The sequence below is a fragment of the Sulfitobacter sp. G21635-S1 genome (assembly GCF_027213915.1).
Taxonomy (GTDB): Bacteria; Pseudomonadota; Alphaproteobacteria; order Rhodobacterales; family Rhodobacteraceae; genus Sulfitobacter.
In genome coordinates, this window is sequence record NZ_JAPWGV010000002.1 from 64,136 (window position 1) to 88,454 (window position 24,319).

Here is a 24,319-nt window from a genome sequence, read left to right on the forward strand (position 1 = left end):
CAATGCCGCTGGGCCATTGCCGCCGCCACCTTCGGTGTTAAACTAGGCAAAAAACAAGAGGCAGACCCGCACCCCCATGACCGCGCTCACCAAATATGCCCGGCTCGAGGCAACCGCGCTGTGGCGCGCCACGCCCGAGGCGCAGCGTCAGGAGGTGATCGTGTCGGTTGGCGATGCGACGCTGGTGATCTCCAACCTGAACGACCGGCCCCTGACCCATTGGTCGCTTGCCGCGGTGGAACGGGCCAACCCGAACGAAACCCCGGCGATCTATCACCCGGATGGCGACCCCGGTGAAACGGTGGAGATCGCGGAAAACGAAACCGAGATGATCGAGGCGATCGAGACCCTGCGCCGTGCGATCACCCGCGCGCGCCCCAGGCCGGGGCGGCTGCGGCTGGTGGGCATGGTTGTTTCCTTTGTCGTGGTTGCCGCACTTGTCCTGTTCTGGCTGCCCGGTGCCATGCAGGATCACACCCTGCGCGTCGTGCCGGGCGTGAAACGCACGCAGATCGGGCTTGCCCTGCTCAGCCGGATCGAACGTGTCTCCGGCCCCGCCTGTGCAGAGACCGCAGGGCGCGCCGCGCTTTCGCTTCTGGCAAACCGGCTGTCGGCGGGGAAACTGGCGGTCCTGCCGGATATGACCCGCGAGAGCCTGCATCTGCCCGGTGGCTTGATCCTGCTGGACCGCTCGGTGATCGAGGATTTCGAAGAACCCGATGTTGCCGCCGGTTTTGTCATCACGGAAATGGCCCGTCGGGCGGACAGTGACCCGCTGCGCGATCTGCTGCGGGCGGTGGGCCTGCGGGATAATTTTCGCCTGCTGACCACCGGCGACGTCGCCCCGCAGGCGCTGGACCGCTATGCCGAACAGCTGCTGGCCACCTCACCGGCGGCGGTGGACCTTACGGCTCAGCTGGACCTCTTTGCCAAAGCCAAGGTGCGCAGCACCCCCTATGCCTATGCCCGCGACATCAGCGGTGAAACCACCCTGCCCCTGATCGAGGGCGACCCGATGGCAGGCAAGCTGACCGCCCCGCTGATGTCCGACGCCAACTGGCTGCGCCTGCAAAGCATCTGCGGCGGCTGAGGCCGGGCCTTCTCCTTTACCGGACCTGATGGGCAAAGACGGATTTCCGCCCCGCCGCCGGACGGTCTTTGGGCAAAGAAATGGCCAGCCGGATATTCTCCGACTGGCCAGGGCAAGCTGCTGAAAGGTTGAAACGCGTTAGTTACGCGCGAAGGCGTCGCTGTAACCGGCCCCCTTCAGGCGGCGCATCGCATTCTGGATCGCCTGTGCCGAATGGAACGGTCCGGCCTGCACGGTCAAATAGGTCTTGCCGTTCCTGCTGTGTTTACCGATGCGGGCCGCCATGCCCATGCGGGCGATGTTCTGCGCCGCTCTCTGGGCATTGGCAGGGTTGCCAAAGGTCCCGATCTGCACAAAGTGCTTGTCGGCCAGGGCCCGTGCGGGGGTTGCGGCGGCGGCCTGCGGCTGCGCCGCCTTGGGCGCGGAGCGCGAGGAATAGACAGGCTGGCGCTTTGCCGGGGTCCGCGCGCTTGCCGGATGATTGCGGATGATCCGCTTGGTCAGCTGGCCGTTGCGCTGCACGATGGTCACTTCACCCAGTTCCCGGCGCTGCGTCACGATATCGAGATAGGGATAGACCAGTGGCACGGAGGCTGTCAGATCGCGCCCGGTGGCCTGGTTGATCAGGCGGCGCGGGACGGTCTGTGTCCAGATCAGCAACATGTCGCTGCGTCCGGCAAGGCTCTGCTCTGTCCGGCGCGGGTTCAAACGGCCATCTTCCCAGACGGTCTTGTAGCCCGGGGGCACGCGCACGTTGTCATAGGTGTTGAGGCGGTTCTGCGCCACATGTTTGGGCACGATGCGTGTATGCGCCGTGACCTCGGACGCGGTGACAGCATAGCTCCGCGTCCCGCCGGCCGCATATCCCGGTGCGATGATCGGTTCCGCCTGGGGTCCGCAACGGACCGGGGTGCTGGCAGAGCCGCGCAGGTATTGCTGGGACAGGGGCGATGCCCCCCGGCAGGCCGTGGCGACCTCTGCGCTGCGCCGCAGCTGGGGCGCGGGTGCGGGTGCGGGAACCGGGGCGGCGATGATGACCGGCGCAGGATTGATCCGGGGCTGTGGCTTGGGCGCCGGAGCGGTCTGGCGGACAACAACGGGGGCCGCCTGACGTTTGCGCTTGGGCGCTGCCACCTTGCGCGGTTTCGGGGCCGGTGCCGCCGCTGCGGGTGCATTGTTGAGGGTGATCTGAACAGGCGCTTCCGCCGGTTGGGCCGGTGCTGCCGCCGCCGATGCGACCTGCCCCGACAGGCTGGGCTTGAACCCGCAGATCGTCTTGCGGGAGCGGGTTACGCGTGGAATCCAGGACACATTGCCATCAATCCCGGCACGGATGAAGACGCAGCCCTGGCTGTCAACATATTGCTTGCCCTTGTAGGAGTCAGGCGGAAACTCCGCCGGTTGCTGTTCCTGAATCTGCGCATCGACCTGCAGGGCCGCCAATCCGCCGGAAGCGGCAATAATGGCAATCGCAATCAGTCTTGTAAGCTTCATCTCGTGCCCCCACACAATCCGAATGAGAATATCGGCCAAGGATGCCCCAGCCTGTTCGCGGTGTCCAGCGCGCAAGCCGCTTTGTCCAGCTGTTTCCGGGCGGTGATTGATCTACTTCGTGCCAAACATCCGGTCGCCGGCATCGCCCAGCCCCGGCACGATGTATCCCACGTCGTTCAGCGCCTCGTCCACGGCTGCGGTGACGATGGGCACATCGGGATGGGCCTCCCGCATCCGCGCGATTCCCTCAGGTGCCGCCAGAAGACACAGAAAGCGGATGTTGGTGGCACCCGCCTGTTTCAACAGGTCAATCGCCGCCGCCGAGGAATTGCCCGTGGCCAGCATCGGATCGACCGCAATCACCAGCCGGTCGTCCAGCCCCTCCGGCACCTTGAAATAATACTGCACGGGTTGCAGCGTTTCCTCGTCCCGGTAGAGGCCGACAAATCCGACCCGTGCCGAGGGGATCAGCTCAAGCACACCGTCCAGCAACCCGTTGCCCGCCCGCAGGATGGAGATCAGCGCCAGTTTCTTGCCGTCAAGCGTGGGCGCGTCCATCTCCTGCATGGGCGTGTTGATCTTCTTTGTGGTCATCGGCAAGCCGCGCGTGACCTCATAGGCCAGCAGCTGGCTGATCTCGCGCAGGAGCTGCCGGAACACCGCCGTCGGCGTGTCGCGGTCGCGCATGATGGTCAGCTTGTGCTGAACCAGCGGGTGGTTCACCACGGTCAGATGGTCGTCGGTCATTGAGGGCATGGGCAGCACTTTCCTTTTGCTCCGTTGTCGCGCGAAACCGAAGATTTCGCAAGCAGCGCCCCCTGCTCTTTTTGGCCTTAAATATACCCGGGGGAATCGGCTTTGCCGATGGGGGCAGCGCCCCCCGCCCCCCTATCCGCCCGTGCCGACGCCGAGGTGGCGCGCGACCAGTGCCGCGACATCCCGAAAACCGATCAGCCCCAGCGGCCCTGCAGTGTCGCCCGCCACCAGCACCGGCACCCGCTCGCGGGTGTGATCTGTGCCAACCCAGGTCGGATCATTGCCGTGATCGGCGGTCAGCACCATGATGTCACCGGGTTGCAGCCGCCCCAGAAGCGTGCCGATCTCGGTGTCGAACCATTCCAGCTGCCGGGCATAGCCCGCGACGTCGCGGCGGTGACCATAAAGGCTGTCGAACTCCACGAAGTTGGCGAAGGTCAGGCTGCCCTGCTCGGCCTCTTCCACCAGGCCGCCCAGGTGGCGCATCAGCTGGGCATCGGTGCCCTTGCGGACCTCGTCGATGCCCTGCATGGAAAAGATGTCCCCGATCTTGCCCACCGCATAGACCTTTTGTCCGGCGCCCTGCACCCAGTTGGTCAGAACCGGCGCGGGTGGCGTGATGGCGAAATCGCGGCGGTTCGCGGTGCGGGTGAAGCCTTTGTCCGCGCTGCCGGTAAAGGGCCGGGCGATCACCCTGCCCACCTTCATCCCATGCAGGCGCGGCGCGATGGCCTTGCACAGCGTCAGCAGTGGGTCCAGCCCGAAGCACTCCTCATGGGCTGCGACCTGGAACACGGAATCGGCGGAGGTGTAACAGATCGGCCAGCCAGTCTCGCAATGCTGCGCGCCCAGATCCGCGATGATCGTGGTGCCGGAGGCATGGCAATTGCCCAGGATGCCTGTCGTCCCCGCAGCCTCGGCCACGAAATCGGCGAGGTCATCCGGAAAGGCGGGGCGCTCGTCCGGGAAATAATGCCAGTCCCAGGGCACCGGCAGGCCCGCCAGTTCCCAATGGCCCGAGGGGGTGTCCTTGCCCCGCGAGACCTCGGTCGCGGCACCGAAGGTGGCGTTGCCCGCACTCGGCGGCACCGTCTCACCCTCGGCCAGCGCCATTGCCTCGGCAAGGCCCAGCGCCATCAGGTTGGGCAGCCGCAGCGGGCCGCTGCGCCCTTCCTCCGCGCCCCCCCGCGCGCAGGTCCGCATGATATGGCCCAGCGTATTGGCCCCGGTGTCCGGCACATCGCCGTTGAAATAGCTCTCCGCGTCCGGCGCGCCGCCGATCCCGACGGAATCCATCACCACCAGAAAGGCGCGCGGCATCATCCGACCCTTTCGATGATGAGGTCCGGCAGCTTGGGCCGCGATGGCCCCAGCGTGATCGCCGCGACCACCGCCGCTGCCGCCCGGTCGGCCTGATCCGAGCGTGCCGCATGGACCACGGCGAGGGGTTGCCCCTTGCCGATCTTCGCGCCAAGCCGCACCACCTCCGACAGGCCGACGGCAGGATTGACGTGATCGCTTTCCACCTCGCGTCCGCCGCCAAGCTGCACCACGGCAAGGCCCAGCGCCTCGCCATCAATGGCGCGCACATAGCCGCCCGAGGGGGCCTTGACCTCGCGGATGATGCTGGCCTCGGGCAGGAAGCGCTGCCAGCTGTCGACAAACCCGACCGGCCCGCCCATGGCGCTGATCATCCTGCCGAAACGCTCGGCGGCGGCACCGTTGCGGATCGCCTTGGCAATGGCATCGGCCCCGTCCTGCACATCGGCCACCAACCCGCTGTTGGCCAGCAGGACACCCCCCAGGGCCGCCGCCACATCCACGATGGGGCCACGGCCCGTGCCGGTCAGAACGCGCATCACCTCAGCCACCTCCAGAGCGTTGCCGAGGCTGGGCACCAGCGGCTGGCTCATGTCGCTGATCACCGCCGTGGTCCGGCATTTCGCCGCATTGGCCGTCTTGGTCAGCGCCTCTGCCAGGGCCTGAGCCGCGGCAAGGTCCTTCATGAAGGCCCCGCTGCCGACCTTGACGTCCAGAACCAGCCCGTCGACCCCGGCGGCCAGTTTCTTGGACAGGATGGAGGCGGTGATCAGGTCCAGCGATTCCACCGTGGCGGAGACATCGCGCACCGCATAAAGGCGTTTGTCCGCCGGGGCGATATCCGCTGTCGCCCCGACAATGGCGCAGCCGGCCTGCGCCACGATCTGCCGGAACCGCTGTTCATCGGGCTGGGTGCCGACGCCGGGTATCGCCTCCAGCTTGTCGAGCGTGCCGCCGGTATGGCCCAGCCCGCGCCCCGAGATCATCGGCACATAGGCCCCGCAGGCCGCAAGCGCCGGGGCCAGCACCAGCGACACACAATCGCCCACGCCGCCGGTCGAGTGCTTATCAAGCACCGGACCATCCAGATCCCAGGACAGCACCCGGCCGGAATCGCGCATCGCCAGGGTCAGCGCCACCCTTCCCACATCCGAAAGCCCGTTCAGGCAGACCGCCATGGCAAAGGCCCCGGCCTGGGCATCGCTGACCTGGCCATCGGCGAGCGCCCGGGCAAACCATCCCAGTTCGTCGCGCGTGGGGGTCTGACGTTGTCTCAGCTTTGCCAGGATGGCACGGGCATTCATCCCTGCTCCTCCATATAGGCGGCGGTGAAACTGCCGGGCAGCAGATCGGCAATTGTGGTGCCCTGTTCGACACCTGCAAGCGTGGCCATGGTCACGGGCACCTCACCAGCGCCGAATTCCGCAAGTTTCTGGCGACAGCCGCCGCAGGGCGTGACCGGCATCGGGCTGTCGGCAACCACATATGCCTCTTTCAGCACTGTCTCTCCGGCGGCGACCATGGCGGCAATCGCCCCCGCCTCGGCGCAGGTGCCTTCGGGATAGGCGACATTCTCCACGTTGCAGCCGACATAGATTGCGCCGGATGCGCTGCGCAGGGCTGCCCCGACCTTGAAGCCCGAATAGGGCGCATGTGCATTCTCGCGCACCGTTACCGCTGCCTGCCGCAAATCTGAACTCATGATCACCCCCTGTCACGCATTGTATAAAAACCCTCGCAGAAAGTATCAAAGGACAAAACCCCTGTTCCCGCCCGTCAAGCGGAACAACCGTCCCGGAAAAGCAAACACGGCTTTGCAATGGGGCTTTGCCAAAGCAACTGGCATATGACATTCTGGCGCATGAAAACCAGATAGTTTAACATTAAACAAAATTCCAACAGGAGCACCAGCGCATGTCCGACACCTCCAACCAGCGACAAGCCGCGCTTGACTATCATGCCCTTCCAAAGCCCGGAAAGCTTGAGATCAGGGCAACCAAGCCGCTGGCGAACGGGCGTGATCTGTCGCGCGCCTATTCTCCCGGGGTGGCCGAGGCATGCCTTGAAATCAAGGCCGATCCCTCAACCGCAGCGCTCTATACCGCGCGCGCCAACCTGGTGGCCGTTGTCACCAACGGGACGGCGGTACTGGGATTGGGCAATATCGGTGCGCTGGCGTCGAAACCGGTGATGGAGGGCAAGGCGGTCCTGTTCAAGAAGTTCGCCAACATCGACTGTTTCGACATCGAACTGGATCAGAGCGACCCTGAAAAGCTGGCCGATATCGTCTGCGCGCTGGAACCGTCCTTTGGGGCGATCAACCTTGAGGACATCAAGGCACCGGATTGCTTTACCGTTGAACGAATTTGCCGCGAGCGGATGAACATCCCCGTCTTTCACGACGACCAGCATGGCACGGCCATCGTGGTCGGCGCGGCGGCAAAGAATGCGCTGCATGTCGCGGGCAAGAAATTCGAAGACATCAAGATCGTTTCCACCGGCGGCGGGGCGGCTGGCATTGCCTGTCTCAACATGTTGCTGAAACTGGGGGTGAAGCGCGAAAACGTCTGGCTCTGTGACATTCACGGCGTGGTCTACAAGGGCCGTGAGGAGGACATGAACCCGATCAAATCCGAGTTCGCGCAGGACACCAAGCTGCGCACGCTGGATGACGTGATCCCCGATGCCGACATGTTCCTGGGCCTGTCCGGCCCCGGTGTGCTGTCGCCTGAGATGGTGGCCAAGATGGCCAGCCGGCCGATCATCTTTGCGCTGGCCAACCCGACACCGGAGATCCTGCCCGAAGTCGCGCGCGCGGTGGCTCCGGATGCGATCATTGCCACAGGCCGGTCTGATTTTCCCAATCAGGTCAACAACGTGCTCTGTTTCCCCTTCATCTTCCGGGGCGCGCTGGATGTGGGCGCCAGCACCATCAACGACGCGATGCAGCTTGCCTGTATCGACGGGATTGCCGCCCTTGCCCGCGCCACTACCAGCGCCGAAGCCGCCGCCGCCTATCAGGGCGAGCAGATGACCTTCGGGCCGGAATACCTGATCCCCAAACCCTTTGACCCGCGCCTGATCGGCGTTGTCTCCTCTGCCGTGGCGCGGGCGGCGATGGAAACCGGCGTCGCGGCGCGGCCGATCGAGGATCTGGAGGCCTACAAGCGCAAGCTGGACGGGTCGGTGTTCAAATCCGCCCTTGTGATGCGCCCTGTGTTCGAGGCCGCCCGCGCCTCTCCGCGCCGGCTGGTCTTTGCCGAGGGCGAGGACGAGCGGGTGCTGCGCGCGGCGCAGGCGATCATCGAGGAAACGGTGGAAACGCCGATTCTGATCGGCCGTCCCGAGGTCATCGAAAAGCGCATCGAACAGGCGGGGCTGAACCTGCGTCTGGGCGAGAACTTCGATCTGGTGAACCCGGAGAACGATCCGCGCTATCGTGACTATTGGGAAACCTATCATCACCTGATGGCGCGGCGCGGCGTATCGCCCGACATTGCCAAGGCGATCATGCGCACCAATACCACCGCCATCGGCGCGGTCATGGTGCATCGGGGCGAGGCCGACAGCCTGATCTGCGGCACCTTCGGGGAATTCCGCTGGCATCTGAACTATGTCGAACAGGTGCTGGGCCGCGACGGTTTGCGCCCGCATGGGGCGCTCAGCATGATGATCCTTGAGGATGGGCCGCTGTTCATCGCCGACACCCATGTCCACCTGCACCCCAGCCCCGAACAGATCGTCGAGGTCGCACGCGGTGCGGCACGGCATGTGCGCCGTTTCGGGATCGAACCCAAGATCGCCTTCTGCTCGCAATCGCAGTTCGGCAATCAGGGTGACGGCACCGGGGGACGCCTGCGCGCCGCCATCGGGATACTGGACGCGGCAGGCGACGATTTCTGCTATGAAGGCGAGATGAACATCGACACGGCGCTGGACCCGGACCTGCGGGCGCGCCTGTTGCCCACCAACCGGATGAACGGGGCGGCAAACGTGCTGATCTTTGCCCATGCGGATGCGGCGTCAGGCGTGCGCAACATTCTGAAGATGAAGGGCGGCGGGCTGGAAGTGGGGCCGATCCTGATGGGCATGGGCAACCGTGCACATATCGTGTCGCCCTCGATCACCCCGCGCGGATTGCTGAACGTGGGGGCCATCGCCGGCACGCCGGTCACGCATTACGGATAAGGCCTGCGGGCCGCTCCGGCCTGCGCCGGGGCGGCCCTGATCCGCCTTACTTGCGGGGTGCGGCGGGTTTGATATCTGCCACGGTCGCGGCGGCCTTTGGTGCCGGTTTGGCAGCTTTGAGGGATTTCTTCTTCTTGTTGGCGATCTTGTCACCCATTGTCGTGAACCTTGTCATGACGCGGGTCCGGCGGGATGCCGACCCTGATGGTCACTTTGTCAAAAGTAAAATGCCGGGCTGTCGCATATTCGACAGCCCGGCATATTTGCGACATCAATTTTCAAGGTGGCTCAGAACCGCCAGTCAAAGACCCGGCTGACCCCGAAACGCAGGGTCCATTGATCGTCTGAACCTGCTGCCGTGATCGGGCTGTCGGCGGCAGAATTCTGCAACCGTTCATAGGCCAGGGCCCCCTCCAGCGCCCAGCGGTCATCCAGCGCATAGATCGCCTCGACCGTGACACCGGCGCCCAGCACACCGCCCTCTGCGGCGAAGGGTGCAAAGGCGGATGCCCCCGACTGGGCCGGGGTCACCCCGAAATAGGTCTGGGCATATTCGGTGTTGCCGAAGTTGACGCGCGGCCCCGCCATGATGGTCAGGCGCTCATTCGGGCGAAAGATCAGATCGCCGCCCAATGCGCCGGTGACACCATGGTGCCCGCCAAAGCCGTGACGGACCTCGCCAAAGACCTGCCAGTTGGTTTCGCGGTAGATCAGGCCCAGGCCCAGTTCAACCGCGGCGTCAATGTCGCCCAGACCGGCAAGCTCGGGGTTGTCCGCCACATCGCGCGAGCCGACGTATTTGAACGCGCCGCGCAGGGCAAAGCCGTTGTCCGGAATGGCGCGCACGCCGTTGCCCGTATTCACCGGGCCCCATGTCAACGCGCCAAAGGTGAAACCGATGTCGGGCCCGATCGTAAAATCATCCGCACCGGGATAGGAGGGAGCCGCCGAAACCCCGCCGCGCAGGGCGAAGTTGAAGGACCGTTCCTGTGCCGTTGCGGGCATGGCCGTCAGGGTGGCGGCCACAAGGCCGAAGGCAAGCGTCGAAGCGCGCATGAAAATCATCTCCGTCAATGGAAGCAATAATTACTCTTACTCCGACCTAGCACGCGGGCCGGGAAAGAACAGCCGCAATCCGGTCACATAGGTGTAAACTCATGCGCTGCATCGGGGCGGATACGGAAAATTTCTTTGCATTTCTGGCGCATCGGGGCCGAAGGCCCTTGTTCGGGCGGCCTGCCCTCGCGTAACCAATTGCAAACGGGGAGGACGAAGACATGGGCTACCACGCACTCTACGAGGCCTGGAAACAGGACCCGGAAAGTTTCTGGCTTGACGCCGCCAAGGCCATAAACTGGGTGGAACCACCGAAGAAAGCGCTCTTTGACCGCGGCGCCGACATGTACGAATGGTATGCCGATGCGCAGGTCAACGGCTGTTACAATGCCGTGGACCGCCATGTGGAAAACGGCCGCGCGGATCAGCTCGCCATTATCCATGACAGCCCGATCACCGGGACCAAGCAAAAGATCACCTTCGCCGAATTGCAGACCCGTGTGGCCAAGCTTGCCGGGGCGCTGCAGGCGCAGGGCGTGACCAAGGGTGATCGGGTGATCATCTATATGCCCATGGTGCCCGAAGCGCTGGACGCCATGCTGGCCTGTGCGCGTATCGGTGCGGTGCATTCGGTGGTCTTTGGCGGGTTTGCCGCCAACGAACTGGCGGTGCGCATCGACGATTGCACGCCCAAGGCGATTCTCGCCGCCTCCTGCGGGCTGGAGCCGGGGCGCGTCGTCGCATACAAACCCCTGCTGGACGGCGCCATCGAGATGGCCCGGCACAAGCCGGAGGTCTGCCTGATCCTGCAGCGCGAACAGCACCTTTGCGATCTGACCCCGGGCCGCGATCTGGATTGGGCGGAGGTCTGTGACGCGGCCACCCCTGCCGGGTGCGTGCCGGTGGCGGGCAACCACCCGGCCTATATCCTTTATACCTCCGGCACGACCGGCGCGCCCAAGGGCGTCGTGCGCCATACCGCGGGCCATCTGGTCGCGCTGAACTGGACGATGAAGAACATCTACAACGTCGATCCCGGCGATGTGTTCTGGGCCGCATCCGATGTGGGCTGGGTCGTGGGCCACAGCTATATCTGCTATGGTCCGCTGGTGCACGGCAACACAACCGTGGTCTTCGAAGGCAAACCCATCGGCACGCCGGATGCAGGCACCTTCTGGCGCATCATCGCGGAACATAACGTGCGGTCCTTCTTTACCGCCCCCACAGCGATCCGCGCAGTCAGGCGCGAGGACCCCGAGGGCGACTTCATCCGGAAATACGACCTGTCCTGCCTGCGCGCGCTCTACCTCGCGGGGGAACGCGCGGACCCCGACACGATCATCTGGGCGCAGGAGAAACTGGGCAAGCCGGTCTATGATCATTGGTGGCAAACCGAAACCGGCTATACCATCGCGGGCAATCCCGCCGGGCTGGAGGCGCTGCCGGTCAAGATCGGATCGCCGACGGTGCCGATGCCCGGCTACGATGTGCAGATTCTGGATGAGGCAGGCCAGCCGCAGAAACCCGGCGCGCTGGGGGCCATCGCCATCAGGCTGCCCCTGCCCCCCGGCACCCTGCCGACCCTGTGGAATGCCGAAGACCGGTTCCGCAAAAGCTATATGACCACCTTCCCCGGCTATTATGAAACCGGCGATGCGGGCATGATGGACGAGGACGGATACCTTTACATCATGGCGCGCACCGATGATGTGATCAACGTCGCGGGGCACCGCCTGTCCACCGGCGCCATGGAAGAGGTTCTTGCCGGTCATCCGGATGTGGCCGAATGCGCCGTGGTCGGCGTTGGCGACGCACTCAAGGGCCAGTCACCGATCGGCTTTGTCTGCCTGTCCAAGGGCGTGAACCGACCCCACGCCGAGATCGCGGCCGAATGCGTGAAACGCATTCGCGATCAGATCGGCCCGGTTGCCGCCTTCAAACAGGCGCTTGTGGTGGACCGCCTGCCAAAGACCCGGTCGGGCAAGATCCTGCGCGCCACCATGGTCAAGATCGCCGACAATCAGGATTTCAAAATGCCCGCGACCATCGACGATCCGGCAATCCTGGACGAAATCCGGGCAGCGCTGCAAACTATAGGCTATGCTCAGGGATAGGTAATCTTCGGAGGATCACCTTGGAAACAACTAGAGCCACCGATTTTGAATTCGCGGCAGCGCTGTCGGATCTGACCAATTGGCTGATCCGGCAGGGTCTGGAAAACACACCTGTCGAGACCTGGCTCGAAGCCTGCTGCGAGAAACTGGTCGCGGCAGGCATCCCCCTGCAACGGGTCAACCTGTCGCTTCGGGCGCATCATCCTGAAATCGGCGCTGTGGCTTTTCGCTGGTTCCGGAGCGGGGCCTATGAACGCTTTGACTACCAACGCTCCGCCACCACACCCGACGAATACCTGCAAAGCCCGCTATACTACCTGCTGACCCACGATATTTCCGAACTGCGGCAGAAACTGACGGACCCTGAACCGGCGATGAATTTTCCGATCTTCGACGAATTGAGGGAGCGCGGCGGGACGGAATATTACGCCGCCAAGCGCTTTTTCCTCAGGGCTGACCATGACTCGCCGGTCAATCCCCGCAACGCGGGCGAAGAGGGCATGACCATATCCATGACCACCGACGCCCCCGGCGGGTTCACCACGGCGCAGCTGGATGCGGTCCGAAACCTGCTGCCCGCCCTGTGCCTGACGCTGAAAAGCGGTGCCAACCGTCTGATGGCCGAGGATATCACCGCCGCCTACCTTGGGCGCGACGCCAGCGCGCGGGTGCTGTCGGGCGCCATCACGCGCGGATCCTCCGAAACGATTTCGGCGGTGATCTGGTATTTCGATCTGCAAGGCTTCACCAAGATGTCCGAAACCCTGCCGGGCACCGCCATCATTGACCTTCTGAACGATTACTTCGCGCTCGCGGTCGAGGTGGTCGAACGCAATGGCGGCAATGTGCTGAAATTCATGGGCGACGGGATGCTGGCGATTTTCGATCTGGTTGAGGTCCCCGATGCGCGGCGCGTGGCACTTGATGCCGCCCTTGAGCTGCGCGCGGCTTTTGCCAGGCTGAACGAAGAACGCACAAGGGACGGCCTGACGACAACCGGCTTCACCCTCGCCCTGCATGCGGGAGACGTTCTTTATGGCAATATCGGGGGCAAGACACGGCTGGATTTCACGGTGATCGGACCGGCGGTGAACACCACCGCGCGTATCCTGGGCATGACTGGCCCGCTGGATCAGACGATTGTCATCTCTTCCGCCGTGGCAAAACCGATTAGGGAGTCCCGGCCAGAGCTGGTGTCGCTGGGCCAGTACCGGCTGCGGGGCGTCACCGAGCGGCAGGAATTGTTCACGCTTGATTAAAGTTTTCAGTTTTCGTTGAAGCGAAACATCGCCAATGTCCCGAGAGCGCCGGAGGCGCGGCAGGGTATTGGCGATACAACATAAACTGGAAACGCTACAGGGCGCACCGGATTAAGACACCCGGTAGCACAGGGGCCTCACAGCAAAGGGCGGCCGCTTGGACCGCCCTTGTACAATCTTTGTTGGCCTGTCTCAGACCCGCGCGGCGAATTCATTCACCTGACGCTCGGCCTCTTCCTTGGCCACGCCATAGCGCTCCTGAATCTTGCCAACCAGCTTTTCGCGGTCGCCTTCGGCCTCCGTCACCTCATCGTCGGTGAGTTCGCCCCATTCGGATTTGATCGAGCCGGTCATCTGTTTCCAATTGCCTTTGATCTGGTCCCAATTCATGTCTGCTCTCCTTTGATTGCTTCATTCCGCTTTGGCACCTCCTGTGCCCTGCGGGTTCATTGAAGCAACGCGACCCTACCTGTCTTTGTTCCCGGATATCCGGGTTGCCGCCTGCCTGGCGGCCAGCAGATAAGCGAATTTTCGCGCGCCCGACCCCGGCCCTGCCATATCAATCGGGGCCGCGCAGAACCCTGTGTGCCGGGAGAACGTAAGACCCTGATGCCGTGCTTCAGGTGAATTGTTCCGAAATCAGCCGTTCTTCCAATCCGTGACCCGGATCGAAAAGGATCGTATGTTTGACGGAAGGTTCGGATGCGATCTCGACGGTCACGACATCGCGGTAGGACGTGCCATCCGCATCGGCCATCACCGGCCGCTTTTCCGGTTCCAGCACGTCAAACCGCACCTTGGCCGCTTTCGGCAACAGCGCGCCGCGCCAGCGCCGGGGCCGGAAGGCCGCCATCGCCGTCAGTGCCAGAACATCCGACCCGATCGGCAGAATCGGCCCGTGAGCGGAATAATTATAGGCGGTGGAGCCGGCAGGCGTCGCGACCAGAGCACCATCACAGACCAGTTCATGCATCCGCAGCCGCCCATCCACCGAGATCTGCAGCTTTGCCGCCTGTGGCCCCGCCCGCAGCAGGGAGACTTCGTTGATGGCCAGCGCCGTGGCCATGTTTCCGTTGATCTGGGTGGCCTGCATGACAAGCGGGTTGATCACGGCAGTTTCCGCCGCGCGCAGCCGCTCGATCAGGTCGCTTTCACTGTATTCGTTCATCAGAAAGCCGATGGTCCCGCGATTCATCCCGTAGACCGGCAGATCCAGCGCCTGGGTCTCATGCAGGGTGGCCAGCATGAATCCGTCGCCGCCCAGCGCCACGATAATCTCCGCCTCCTCCGACGCGACATTGCCGTAGCGCCCCGTCAGGACAGCCTTGGCGGTCTGCGCAACCTCGGCGCGGCTGGCCACAAACGAGATTTTCATGGACATGTCCGAGACATCTCAAAGATCATGGCGAAGGTTTCCGATGCTGCCCGTATTCCCCCGAACCAAGCACATATTGCCAATCGCTGCCAGTGCTGCCGCGCATATTGGCATTTGCGTCGTTTTACAGCCTTTCAGACCAGCGTCCTTTCCGCTACGAAACGACGAAATTTCCGGCCTCAAAGGAGCCCTCGCATGAAAGATTTCTTCACCGCCTCGCTGGCCCAGACAGACCCCGAACTTCTGGCCTCCATCACCGGCGAGCTCGGCCGCCAGCGCCACGAGATCGAATTGATCGCGTCGGAGAACATTGTCTCTGCCGCTGTGCTCGAAGCGCAGGGCTCCGTGATGACCAACAAATACGCCGAAGGCTATCCGGGCCGACGCTATTACGGCGGCTGCGAATGGGTCGATGTGGCCGAGAATCTGGCCATCGAACGGGCTTGCAAGCTGTTTGACTGCGGTTTTGCCAACGTGCAGCCGAACTCCGGCTCCCAGGCGAATCAGGGGGTTTTCCAGGCGCTGCTGCAGCCGGGTGACACGATCCTGGGCATGTCGCTGGACGCAGGCGGCCACCTGACCCATGGGGCCGCGCCGAACCAGTCCGGCAAATGGTTCAATGCCATCCAGTACGGCGTGCGCAAGCAGGACAACCTGCTGGACTACGACCAGGTGCAGGAACTGGCGACCGAGCATCAGCCCAAGATGATCATCGCAGGTGGTTCCGCCATCCCGCGCCAGATCGACTTTGCCCGGATGCGCGAGATTGCCGATTCCGTCGGTGCCTACCTGCACGTCGACATGGCGCATTTTGCCGGTCTCGTAGCCGCTGGCGAACATCCCTCGCCCTTCCCCCATGCCCATGTGGCCACCACCACCACCCACAAGACCCTGCGCGGCCCGCGCGGCGGCATGATCCTGACCAATGACGAGGCGCTGGCGAAAAAGTTCAACTCCGCCATCTTCCCCGGCATCCAGGGCGGCCCGCTGATGCATGTGATCGCCGGCAAGGCCGTCGCCTTTGGTGAGGCGCTGCGCCCGGAGTTCAAGACCTATATCCAGCAGGTCGTGAAGAACGCTCAGGCGCTGAGCGATCAGCTGATCAAGGGCGGGCTGGACACGGTCACCCATGGCACTGACACCCATGTGGTTCTGGTCGACCTGCGCCCCAAGGGCGTGAAGGGCAATGCGACCGAAAAGGCACTGGGCCGCGCGCATATCACCTGCAACAAGAACGGTGTCCCCTTCGACCCGGAAAAACCGACTGTGACCAGCGGCATCCGCCTCGGCTCCCCCGCAGGCACCACCCGCGGTTTCGGCGAGGCCGAGTTCCGTCAGATCGCGGACTGGATCATCGAGGTTGTTGATGGGCTTGCCGAGAACGGCGAGGAGGGCAACGCCGAGGTCGAAGCCAAGGTCAAGGCCGAGGTCGAAGCCCTTTGCGCGAAGTTCCCGATGTACCCCAACCTGTAAAGACGAAGGTGGGCCCACGGCCCACCTGCACCCCCACGGCCCGCGGCACAGCGGCGGACCGTGGGGGGCCACCGCTGACAATACAGCCCCCGGAGCCGCAGATTTCTGCACCCGCGACTCCCGGATGATCCGAATATCTGAAGCCTTAGGAAGCAAAGCCCGTTGCTTCTGCCTGTCCGGAATGACGCGGCGCGTTGTATCTTTTGCCCGCACCGCCTTAAGGTGATCGTCTCGCCCAGCATTTCATGTGGAGACAACAGATGATCATTCACCGCGCGGGGTCGCGCCCTTCGAGCAGACCCAATCCCGAGTATTTCACCGGTACTGTCCGAATGGACCCGCTGATCAGCGCCCCTGCCCCGGCGCGTCTCAATGGCCTCGCCGTGACATTCGAGCCCGGCGCGCGCACCAATTGGCATACCCATCCACTGGGCCAGACCCTGATCGTGACGGCCGGCGCGGGCCGCGCGCAAAAAGAAGGCGAAGAAATCGTCCAGCTCGCCCCCGGCGATGTCGTGTGGTTCGCCCCCGGCGAGAAACACTGGCACGGGGCAGCCCCCGATTGCGCAATGACCCATATCGCCCTGCAGGAGGTACTGGAGGGCACAACCGCAGACTGGCTGGAACCTGTCACGGATGCGCAATACGGCTCCTGAACGCGGGACCGTTGGCCTCTGCTGGCGCTAGAAATGCGACAGGATGTTGATCTCGCGCCCCATCGGATCGGCAACAAAGAACCGCCGCACGCCCCAGCTTTCGTCGGTGATCGGATAGGTGATCGTAGCCCCCATCGCACGGGCGCGGTCATGAACCTCGTCCACGTTCTCGACCTCGACCGAGATGTCCGGCACCGGCGCACCGGCCCCACCCTGCGCGGCGATGCTCATCTGGACCGGCCCCAGTTCACCGGAGCCCAGCGTGATGATCCAGCCCTGGTCCATCAGGATGTTCAGGTTCAGCAGCTCGCTGTAGAAAGCCGCCAGTCCCGGCACATCGGCACTGGCGAAATTGCAGACGATACGTGTCACGGTCATCGGTTTTTCCTTGTTCAAAGATAGCCGCGCCACGACAGCCAGAACAGGAAGGCCGTGATCACGATCAACAGGTTCGCGGCCACGACAGCGGCAAGGCCGATCAGACGCCCCTTGCGTCTGTCGGCCACATCTATCGCTGCCAGATGCGCGCTGACATCCGCATAGGCCTGGGAAAATTCACGCGGGTCCAGCTGCCGCGCCAGTTTCGGATGGCCTGCCATCTTCTGGGCCGCAACCAGACGCGCGGCCTGCCCCCGCACCCGGCGCGGCAGGCGGCGGCCTGCACGGCGCAGCGCCTGTTCCAGGTCGCGCCCGCGGACCCCCAGCTTGGCCTGGAGCAGCCGCAGCAGGGCCTGGGACTTTGCGTTGATGTCTTTCTCGGTCAGCATTGCCTACATCTAGGGCCTGTGGACACTCATCTTCGCCCACCCGTTTCAGTCCAAAATTGCTCAGTTCCAGGCAAGAGAGCGCGGAATAGCCAGTTATTTCAAGCTCTCTTTGCGCAGAAATGGGCAATTTTGGCGAAACCCCTGCGGGGCGCGGCGGATTTTGCCTCTGCCATCCCGGATGTTCGCTTCCAATGATCGCATTGCTGCGCTCACATCAGGGCGCCAGCGGCAAAATCCGTCTCGCGCGGGTGGTCGACGATGAACGTCCACAGGCCCTAAAGCGACTGGCGCATTCGGTGCAATGGCGCTAACCCTTGGCCATGCTGAACTATCTTGAATATGGCACCGCATCCGGCAACCGGCCTTCGCTGATCATCGCCCACGGCCTTTTCGGATCGGGCCGCAACTGGGGCGTGATCGCCAAACGGCTCGCTGACAGCCGCCATGTCATCACCCCCGACATGCGCAACCACGGCACCAGCCCGCGCGCATCGACGCAAAGCTATCGCGACATGGCCGGGGATCTGGCCGAACTGATCGAGGCGGTCGGCGGTCCCGTTGACCTCTGCGGCCATTCGATGGGCGGCAAGACGGCGATGACCCTGGCACTGCTGCGCCCGGAACTGATCCGAACGCTGATCGTCGCCGACATTGCGCCGGTCGCATATTCCCACACCCAGTCGATGTTCATCGACGCCATGCGCCAGGTGGACCTTGCCACGCTGACCCGCCGCTCCGAGGCGGAGGCGCAACTGGCCGCTGCCGGGGTCGAACCCGCGCTGCAAAGCTTCTTTACCCAGTCGCTGGACGTGCCGAACAAGGCCTGGCGTCTGAACCTCGACGTGCTTGAGGCTGAAATGCCCAAGATCGTCGGCTGGCCCGAGGACCTTGGCGGCTCTTTCGGGGGGCGCTGCCTGTTCCTGTCGGGTGGCGCATCCGATTACGTCCAGGCCGGGCACCGCGACCGGATCAAATCCTATTTCCCGGCCGCGCGTTTCGCCAAGCTTCCGGGTGCGGGCCACTGGCTGCACGCTGAAAAGCCACGCGAATTCGAGGCTGCGCTGCGCACTTTTCTCGATTCGGAGAGCGCGCCGGCCACTTGACCCTCTTGCCTTTCGCGACAAAAAGTTAACCTTTGGCGGTGAAGAGCATGAGGAAAGGTCATGTGGAAGTCTCTGTATGAAAAGATGATCAGCACCATGATGGTGCAGGATCGGCTGAAAACTGAATTCCCCGACGGTACGACAGCCACCTACGGGCCGGAGCGGGGCGAAATTGCCCAGGTCGCCATCCGGGACCCCCGCGCATTGCGCCAATTGTGCCTCAACCCCGACCTGGCCTTGGGCGAGGGCCTGATGAATGGCACCATTGTCCTGATCGACACGACCCTGGACGATTTCCTGCGCATCATCCTGCAGAACCGCGCGGCCGGGGATCAGCCGGGCTGGATCAAGACTGCGAACAGCGCCCGTTTTCACACCCGCCGCTTTATCCAGCGCAACACCCCGGAACGCGCCCGCGCCAATGTCGCGCATCACTACGACATTTCCGACGACCTCTACCGGCTGTTCCTGGATCAGGACATGCAATATTCCTGCGCCTATTTCACCGACCCCGCGATGTCGCTGGAGGATGCACAGGCAGCAAAGAAGGCACATATCGCCGCCAAACTGTGCCTGTCACCCGGTCAGCATGTGCTGGACATCGGGTGCGGCTGGGGCGGCATGGCGCTGACCCTGGCGCGCGATTTCGACGTGCAGGTGACAGGCATCACCCTGTCCGAAAACCAGCTTGCCACCGCCCGGGCCCGTGCCCGGGCGGAAGGGCTGCAGGACCGCGTGACCTTCCGCCTGCAGGATTACCGCAATGTGACGGAAACCTTCGACCGGATTGTCAGCGTCGGCATGCTGGAACATGTGGGCGTCCCGAATTACGACACTTATTTCGCCAAGGTGGCCGAACTGCTGAAACCCGATGGCGTGGCCCTGATCCACACCATCGGACGCAGCGCGCCACCGATGCCGCACAGCTCCTGGCTGAACAAATACATCTTTCCGGGCGGCTATGTGCCCTCGCTCTCTGAACTTGCCGGCCCGATGGAACGCAGCGGATTGTGGCAGGCCGACATCGAGTTCTTGCGGCTGCATTACGCCTATACCCTGCGGCATTGGCGCAAACGGTTCGAAGCCAATATCGACACCATCCGCGACATGTATGACGACCGGTTCATCACCATGTTCCGCTATTATTTCGCGATCTGCATCGCGGCCTTCGAACAACAGATGCAGGGCGTCTACCAGATACAGCTTGCCCATAAACGCGATGCGGTGCCGCTGACCCGTGACTATCTGTACCAGCCTGCCCCCGCAGCGTGAGCGCCGGTCAGCGGCAAGGACCGGAACCGGCAGGTTTCGCCCCCAAATAGTGCCCCCCGGGGCATTTCATTTCTTTTTGGCGAAAAATATCCAGCCTGCCCGGGGGTCGCGCGCCCAATCCGGCCTTGCGCCCGATCACGCCATGCCTATAACGCAGTGAATTTGCATATCAGGGGGCACTGCCATGCCAAAGCGCACCGACATCAAATCAATCATGATCATTGGTGCTGGCCCCATTGTCATCGGACAGGCCTGCGAGTTCGACTACTCCGGCGCACAGGCCTGCAAGGCACTCAAGGAAGAAGGCTACCGGGTCATCCTCGTGAACTCCAACCCGGCCACCATCATGACCGATCCGGGCCTCGCCGATGCCACCTACATCGAACCCATCACGCCCGAGACCGTCGCAAAGATCATCGCAAAGGAACGCCCGGATGCGCTGCTGCCGACCATGGGCGGGCAGACCGGGCTGAACACCTCGCTGGCGCTTGAGGAAATGGGCGTGCTGAAGGAATACGGCGTCGAGATGATCGGTGCCAAGCGCGAAGCCATCGAAATGGCCGAGGACCGCAAATTGTTCCGCGAGGCGATGGACCGGCTGGGGATCGAAAACCCCCGTGCCACGATCTGCACCGCACCCAAGGATGCCAAGGGCAAGAAGGACCTTGCCGCCGGGGTCAAGCTCGCGCTCGAAGCGCTTGAAGACATCGGCCTGCCCGCCATCATCCGCCCCGCCTTCACCATGGGCGGCACCGGCGGCGGCGTGGCCTACAACCGCGAGGACTACGAATTCTTCTGCCGCTCCGGCATGGACGCCTCGCCCATGGGCCAGATCCTGATCGACGAGTCGCTGCTGGGCTGGAAGGAATTCGAGATGGAGGTGGTGCGCGATACCGCCGACAATGCCATCATCGTCTGTTCGATCGAAAACGTGGACCCGATGGGCGTGCACACGGGCGATTCCATCACTGTCGCACCTGCGCTGACACTGACGGACAAGGAATACCAGATCATGCGCAACCACTCCATCGCGGTGCTGCGCGAAATCGGCGTGGAGACGGGGGGGTCCAACGTACAATGGGCGGTGAACCCCGTCGACGGACGCATGGTGGTGATCGAGATGAACCCGCGCGTGTCGCGCTCCTCGGCGCTGGCCTCCAAGGCGACCGGCTTTCCCATCGCCAAGATTGCCGCCAAACTGGCGGTTGGCTTCACGCTGGACGAGCTGGACAACGACATCACCGGCGTGACCCCCGCCTCCTTCGAGCCGACCATCGACTATGTGGTCACCAAGATCCCGAAATTCGCATTCGAGAAATTCCCCGGCTCCGAACCGAACCTGACCACCGCGATGAAGTCGGTGGGCGAGGCAATGTCCATTGGCCGCACCATCCATGAAAGCATGCAAAAGGCGCTGGCATCGATGGAATCGGGCCTGACCGGGTTCGACGAAATCGACATCCCGGGTGTCGCCCCCCTCACCCCGGCCCTCTCCCCCTTGGGGGAGAGGGAGCAGCGCTCCCCGGAGAGCGGTTCGACCGAGGCTGCAGACTCCGGTGCTAGCGGAGCTGCAGCCCTCTCCCCTCGGGGGAGAGGGTTGGGTGAGGGGGATCTGGCACCGGACCAGCGGGCCGCGCTCATCAAATCCCTCAGCAAGCAGACCCCGGACCGGTTGCGCATCATCGCACAGGCCATGCGTCATGGGATGTCCAACGACGACATCCACGGCATCACCATGTTTGACCCCTGGTTCCTGGACCGCATTCGCGAGATCGTGGAAGCCGAAGAAGAGGTCCGGGCAAGCGGGTTGCCGCAGGACGCGAACGGGCTGCGGCACCTCAAGATGATGGGGTTCACCGATGCCCGCCTGGCGCATCTGTCGGGGCGGAGCGAGGTGGAAGTCCGTAGCGCCCGGCTCGACGCTGGTGTGAAGGCCGTCTTCAAGCGCATCGACACCTGTGCTGCGGAATTCGAGGCGCAAACGCCCTATATGTATTCCACCTATGAAGCCCCGATGATGGGTGACGTCGAATGCGAGGCGCGTCCCAGCGACAAAAAGAAGGTCGTGATCCTCGGCGGTGGCCCCAACCGCATCGGCCAGGGGATCGAATTCGACTATTGCTGCTGTCATGCCTGCTATGCGCTGACGGACGCGGGTTATGAGACCATCATGGTCAACTGCAACCCCGAGACTGTCAGCACCGATTATGACACTTCCGACCGGCTGTATTTCGAACCGCTCACCTTCGAACATGTGATGGAGATCATGCGGGTCGAGCAGGAGAACGGCACCCTGCATGGTGTGATCGTGCAATTCGGTGGCCAGACCCCGCTGAAGCTTGCCAATGCCCTGCAAGAGGCCGGTATCCCGATCCTGGGCACCACGCCCGACATGATCGACCTGGCCGAGGACCGCGAGCGGTTCCAGCAACTGGTGCAGAAGCTGGGCCTGAAACAGCCCAAGAACGGCATTGCCCATTCCGATGCCGAGGCGCTTGAAATTGCGGCCGACATCGGCTTCCCCCTCGTGATCCGCCCTTCCTACGTGCTCGGCGGCCGCGCGATGGAGATCGTGCGCGATCAGCAAAGCCTTGAGCGCTATATCCGCGAGGCGGTTGTGGTCTCGGGCAAGAGCCCGGTCTTGCTGGACAATTACCTGTCCGGCGCGGTCGAACTGGACGTGGATGCGCTCTGCGACGGCACCGATGTGCATGTGGCGGGCATCATGCAGCATATTGAAGAGGCCGGCGTGCATTCCGGCGACAGCGCCTGTTCGCTGCCGCCCTATTCGCTGGATCGCGCCATCATCGAGGAAGTCACCAAGCAGACCCATGCCCTTGCGCTGGCGCTGAACGTGGTCGGCTTGATGAACATCCAGTTCGCGGTCAAGGATGGCGAGGTCTATCTGATCGAGGTCAACCCGCGCGCCTCGCGCACCGTGCCTTTCGTGGCCAAGGCGACGGATTCGGCCATCGCCTCCATTGCCGCGCGAATCATGGCGGGCGAGCCGCTGTCGAACTTCCCCAAACGCGCACCCTACCCCGAGCAGGCCGCCTATGCCGACGTCCTGCCGCTGGGCGATCCCTTGACCCTGGCGGATCCGGACATGCCCTGGTTCTCGGTCAAGGAGGCGGTGCTGCCCTTTGCCCGCTTCCCCGGCGTCGACACGCTTCTGGGGCCGGAGATGCGCTCCACCGGTGAGGTCATGGGCTGGGACCGCGACTTCCCCCGCGCCTTCCTCAAGGCGCAGATGGGTGCCGGGAACGTCATGCCACGCGAGGGCTGCGTCTTTATCTCGATCAAGGACATGGACAAGACGGATGACATGCTCTCCGCCGCGCGGATCCTGCTGGAGCAGGGGTTCAGCATTGTCGCCACCCGTGGCACCGCCGCTTGGCTCAAGCAGCACGGCCACGCCTGCGAGACCGTCAACAAGGTCTACGAAGGCCGCCCCGATGTCACCGACATGATGAAGGACGGGTCCGTGCATCTGGTGCTGAACACCACTGAGGGCACGCAGGCGGTCGAGGACAGCAAGAGCATCCGCAGCATCGCATTGTTCGACAAGATCCCCTATTTTACCACTGCCGCGGGGGCCTATGCCGCAGCGCTGGCGATCAAGGCGCAGGCGGAGGACGAGATCGGGGTGAAGAGCTTACAGGGATGAGCGCCGGTCCGGGCAAAGCCCGGCAATCGCTCCGGTGGAGCGATTGAGACGCGAACGGGCGGAGCCCCGGCCATTTCATGCAAAACGCGGCGACGGGCAGCGGCAAACCCTGGGTCGACACGGCTGACCGGCGCTGCTTTGGAGGTTGAAGCCGGGCCTGGCCGATGCGTGCCCTCCCGTTAAACGAGAAATCGTGTTATCCTGCCGTCAGTTCAGCCAGAGGAGGCCCCCATGTTCCGCGCCTTCATTCCCACCCTACTGCTCATTGCCGCTTGCACCCACGTCCCTGCCACCGCCCCTTCATCCCTGCCCTTTTTCGGGAACGGCTTCCGCTTCGACGGTGATGCCTGCCGCCGTCTGGGCGAGGATGCCTATACCAATCAATTCCTCGACGATGCCGCCGATCTGGTCGGCTGTCCGGCGGATCTGGAGAACCTTGGCGTCTTCGTGATCGATACCGGCGCGCAGGAGGTCGCGCGGCGGGATGGTTATGTGCTCTACTCCGTCCCGCTGCGCTAAAGCCCCCCGCCTTAAACTTGTATCAAGTTAAAGCCGGGACGCTGTAGGCTCTGGACCCATTAATCTTACACGCTCAGTTTGAGAGATTTTTTCGCAGACCAGGAACATCTGCGCAGGAATAGTGGTTCTATTTCAAGCAGATGTGACGCAAGCTGCGGGAAAATCCGTCAAACCCGAAGGGCGGTGATTTCACTTCATTTCAATGTCTTG

21 protein-coding genes are annotated in these 24,319 nt (G+C 63.4%); 10 read left to right on the forward strand and 11 right to left on the reverse strand.

Annotation, left to right across the window (positions count from 1 at the left end; genetic code table 11):
• Positions 1–76 precede the first annotated feature (76 nt).
• Complete coding sequence (locus O4H53_RS02545; RefSeq protein WP_269361153.1) at positions 77–1,090, forward strand: hypothetical protein; 1,014 nt, start codon at positions 77–79, stop codon at positions 1,088–1,090.
• A gap of 138 nt (positions 1,091–1,228) precedes the next feature.
• On the opposite strand, the gene O4H53_RS02550 is transcribed toward O4H53_RS02545, so the two are convergent.
• The 5 genes from O4H53_RS02550 to O4H53_RS02570 all read right to left on the reverse strand — a co-directional run bounded on the left by O4H53_RS02550 (position 1,229) and on the right by O4H53_RS02570 (position 6,362).
• Positions 1,229–2,584, reverse strand: a complete 1,356-nt coding sequence (locus O4H53_RS02550) for an SPOR domain-containing protein (RefSeq protein WP_269361155.1) — start codon at positions 2,582–2,584, stop codon at positions 1,229–1,231.
• A gap of 111 nt (positions 2,585–2,695) precedes the next feature.
• A complete protein-coding gene (gene upp / locus O4H53_RS02555; RefSeq protein ID WP_269361601.1) occupies positions 2,696–3,331 on the reverse strand; it encodes a uracil phosphoribosyltransferase in 636 nt (211 codons plus the stop codon).
• A 141-nt stretch (positions 3,332–3,472) separates the two neighbouring features.
• A complete protein-coding gene (locus tag O4H53_RS02560; protein ID WP_269361157.1) occupies positions 3,473–4,660 on the reverse strand; it encodes a phosphopentomutase in 1,188 nt (395 codons plus the stop codon).
• The gene (locus tag O4H53_RS02565; protein ID WP_269361159.1) at positions 4,660–5,964 is read right to left on the reverse strand and encodes a thymidine phosphorylase; all 1,305 of its coding nucleotides are present in this window, start codon (positions 5,962–5,964) and stop codon (positions 4,660–4,662) included. Before O4H53_RS02565 ends, O4H53_RS02560 begins: the two co-directional genes overlap by 1 nt.
• Positions 5,961–6,362 carry a cytidine deaminase gene (locus O4H53_RS02570; RefSeq protein ID WP_269361161.1) on the reverse strand — a complete coding sequence of 134 codons (402 nt, stop codon included), beginning with the start codon at positions 6,360–6,362 and terminating at the stop codon, positions 5,961–5,963. Before O4H53_RS02570 ends, O4H53_RS02565 begins: the two co-directional genes overlap by 4 nt.
• Positions 6,363–6,574: 212 nt before the next feature.
• Between O4H53_RS02570 and O4H53_RS02575 the strand changes: the two genes are divergently transcribed.
• A complete protein-coding gene (locus O4H53_RS02575; RefSeq protein ID WP_269361163.1) occupies positions 6,575–8,848 on the forward strand; it encodes an NADP-dependent malic enzyme in 2,274 nt (757 codons plus the stop codon).
• A gap of 46 nt (positions 8,849–8,894) precedes the next feature.
• Here the strand turns inward: O4H53_RS02575 and O4H53_RS02580 are convergent, their stop codons facing one another.
• Together O4H53_RS02580 and O4H53_RS02585 are read right to left on the reverse strand one after the other, a co-directional pair.
• A complete protein-coding gene (locus O4H53_RS02580; protein WP_114275121.1) occupies positions 8,895–9,005 on the reverse strand; it encodes a malic enzyme in 111 nt (36 codons plus the stop codon).
• A 131-nt stretch (positions 9,006–9,136) separates the two neighbouring features.
• Positions 9,137–9,904, reverse strand: a complete 768-nt coding sequence (locus tag O4H53_RS02585) for a MipA/OmpV family protein (RefSeq protein ID WP_162792919.1) — start codon at positions 9,902–9,904, stop codon at positions 9,137–9,139.
• 221 nt (positions 9,905–10,125) lie between these two features.
• Between O4H53_RS02585 and O4H53_RS02590 the strand changes: the two genes are divergently transcribed.
• Both O4H53_RS02590 and O4H53_RS02595 read left to right on the forward strand, forming a co-directional pair.
• Complete coding sequence (locus O4H53_RS02590; RefSeq protein WP_269361165.1) at positions 10,126–12,018, forward strand: propionyl-CoA synthetase; 1,893 nt, start codon at positions 10,126–10,128, stop codon at positions 12,016–12,018.
• A 20-nt stretch (positions 12,019–12,038) separates the two neighbouring features.
• Positions 12,039–13,277, forward strand: coding sequence for an adenylate/guanylate cyclase domain-containing protein (locus O4H53_RS02595; protein WP_269361168.1), 1,239 nt, complete (start codon positions 12,039–12,041; stop codon positions 13,275–13,277).
• Between the two features lie 192 nt (positions 13,278–13,469).
• Here O4H53_RS02595 and O4H53_RS02600 read toward each other — a convergent pair whose 3' ends face one another.
• Both O4H53_RS02600 and O4H53_RS02605 read right to left on the reverse strand, forming a co-directional pair.
• Positions 13,470–13,667: a CsbD family protein gene (locus O4H53_RS02600; protein ID WP_269361169.1), complete on the reverse strand. Its 198-nt coding sequence runs from the start codon at positions 13,665–13,667 to the stop codon at positions 13,470–13,472.
• Between the two features lie 229 nt (positions 13,668–13,896).
• A complete protein-coding gene (locus O4H53_RS02605; RefSeq protein WP_205388209.1) occupies positions 13,897–14,658 on the reverse strand; it encodes an NAD kinase in 762 nt (253 codons plus the stop codon).
• A 189-nt stretch (positions 14,659–14,847) separates the two neighbouring features.
• Here O4H53_RS02605 and glyA point away from each other — a divergent pair, with 189 nt between their 5' ends.
• Complete coding sequence (gene glyA / locus O4H53_RS02610; RefSeq protein WP_114275125.1) at positions 14,848–16,125, forward strand: serine hydroxymethyltransferase; 1,278 nt, start codon at positions 14,848–14,850, stop codon at positions 16,123–16,125.
• A 260-nt stretch (positions 16,126–16,385) separates the two neighbouring features.
• Complete coding sequence (locus O4H53_RS02615) at positions 16,386–16,781, forward strand: (R)-mandelonitrile lyase (RefSeq protein ID WP_269361171.1); 396 nt, start codon at positions 16,386–16,388, stop codon at positions 16,779–16,781.
• Between the two features lie 27 nt (positions 16,782–16,808).
• Here the strand turns inward: O4H53_RS02615 and O4H53_RS02620 are convergent, their stop codons facing one another.
• On the reverse strand, positions 16,809–17,159 hold the full coding sequence (locus O4H53_RS02620) for a VOC family protein (protein WP_269361173.1): 351 nt from the start codon (positions 17,157–17,159) through the stop codon (positions 16,809–16,811).
• 14 nt (positions 17,160–17,173) lie between these two features.
• Positions 17,174–17,548 carry a hypothetical protein gene (locus tag O4H53_RS02625; RefSeq protein ID WP_269361175.1) on the reverse strand — a complete coding sequence of 125 codons (375 nt, stop codon included), beginning with the start codon at positions 17,546–17,548 and terminating at the stop codon, positions 17,174–17,176.
• Positions 17,549–17,868: 320 nt separating this feature from the next.
• On the opposite strand from O4H53_RS02625, the gene O4H53_RS02630 reads away from it, so the two are divergent.
• From O4H53_RS02630 to O4H53_RS02645, 4 genes are all read left to right on the forward strand, one after another.
• On the forward strand, positions 17,869–18,651 hold the full coding sequence (locus tag O4H53_RS02630) for an alpha/beta fold hydrolase (protein ID WP_269361177.1): 783 nt from the start codon (positions 17,869–17,871) through the stop codon (positions 18,649–18,651).
• 60 nt (positions 18,652–18,711) lie between these two features.
• On the forward strand, positions 18,712–19,923 hold the full coding sequence (locus tag O4H53_RS02635) for an SAM-dependent methyltransferase (RefSeq protein WP_269361179.1): 1,212 nt from the start codon (positions 18,712–18,714) through the stop codon (positions 19,921–19,923).
• Between the two features lie 184 nt (positions 19,924–20,107).
• Positions 20,108–23,590 (forward strand): carbamoyl-phosphate synthase large subunit, encoded by a 3,483-nt coding sequence (carB, locus tag O4H53_RS02640; RefSeq protein WP_269361180.1) that lies wholly within the window; start codon positions 20,108–20,110, stop codon positions 23,588–23,590.
• 231 nt (positions 23,591–23,821) lie between these two features.
• Positions 23,822–24,109, forward strand: coding sequence for a hypothetical protein (locus O4H53_RS02645; RefSeq protein WP_269361182.1), 288 nt, complete (start codon positions 23,822–23,824; stop codon positions 24,107–24,109).
• Positions 24,110–24,319: the final 210 nt, after the last annotated feature.

Coding starts and splice junctions, on each gene's coding strand:
- O4H53_RS02550 (WP_269361155.1), bottom strand. CDS start 2,584: ATGAAGCTTACAAGACTGATTGCGATTGCCATTATTGCCGCTTCCGGC.
- O4H53_RS02625 (WP_269361175.1), bottom strand. CDS start 17,548: ATGCTGACCGAGAAAGACATCAACGCAAAGTCCCAGGCCCTGCTGCGG.
- carB (WP_269361180.1), top strand. CDS start 20,108: ATGCCAAAGCGCACCGACATCAAATCAATCATGATCATTGGTGCTGGC.
- O4H53_RS02585 (WP_162792919.1), bottom strand. CDS start 9,904: ATGCGCGCTTCGACGCTTGCCTTCGGCCTTGTGGCCGCCACCCTGACG.
- O4H53_RS02560 (WP_269361157.1), bottom strand. CDS start 4,660: ATGCCGCGCGCCTTTCTGGTGGTGATGGATTCCGTCGGGATCGGCGGC.
- O4H53_RS02645 (WP_269361182.1), top strand. CDS start 23,822: ATGTTCCGCGCCTTCATTCCCACCCTACTGCTCATTGCCGCTTGCACC.
- O4H53_RS02635 (WP_269361179.1), top strand. CDS start 18,712: ATGTGGAAGTCTCTGTATGAAAAGATGATCAGCACCATGATGGTGCAG.
- O4H53_RS02580 (WP_114275121.1), bottom strand. CDS start 9,005: ATGGGTGACAAGATCGCCAACAAGAAGAAGAAATCCCTCAAAGCTGCC.
- O4H53_RS02570 (WP_269361161.1), bottom strand. CDS start 6,362: ATGAGTTCAGATTTGCGGCAGGCAGCGGTAACGGTGCGCGAGAATGCA.
- O4H53_RS02620 (WP_269361173.1), bottom strand. CDS start 17,159: ATGACCGTGACACGTATCGTCTGCAATTTCGCCAGTGCCGATGTGCCG.
- O4H53_RS02565 (WP_269361159.1), bottom strand. CDS start 5,964: ATGAATGCCCGTGCCATCCTGGCAAAGCTGAGACAACGTCAGACCCCC.
- O4H53_RS02545 (WP_269361153.1), top strand. CDS start 77: ATGACCGCGCTCACCAAATATGCCCGGCTCGAGGCAACCGCGCTGTGG.
- O4H53_RS02630 (WP_269361177.1), top strand. CDS start 17,869: ATGCTGAACTATCTTGAATATGGCACCGCATCCGGCAACCGGCCTTCG.
- O4H53_RS02575 (WP_269361163.1), top strand. CDS start 6,575: ATGTCCGACACCTCCAACCAGCGACAAGCCGCGCTTGACTATCATGCC.
- glyA (WP_114275125.1), top strand. CDS start 14,848: ATGAAAGATTTCTTCACCGCCTCGCTGGCCCAGACAGACCCCGAACTT.
- O4H53_RS02590 (WP_269361165.1), top strand. CDS start 10,126: ATGGGCTACCACGCACTCTACGAGGCCTGGAAACAGGACCCGGAAAGT.
- O4H53_RS02600 (WP_269361169.1), bottom strand. CDS start 13,667: ATGAATTGGGACCAGATCAAAGGCAATTGGAAACAGATGACCGGCTCG.
- O4H53_RS02615 (WP_269361171.1), top strand. CDS start 16,386: ATGATCATTCACCGCGCGGGGTCGCGCCCTTCGAGCAGACCCAATCCC.
- upp (WP_269361601.1), bottom strand. CDS start 3,331: ATGACCGACGACCATCTGACCGTGGTGAACCACCCGCTGGTTCAGCAC.
- O4H53_RS02605 (WP_205388209.1), bottom strand. CDS start 14,658: ATGTCCATGAAAATCTCGTTTGTGGCCAGCCGCGCCGAGGTTGCGCAG.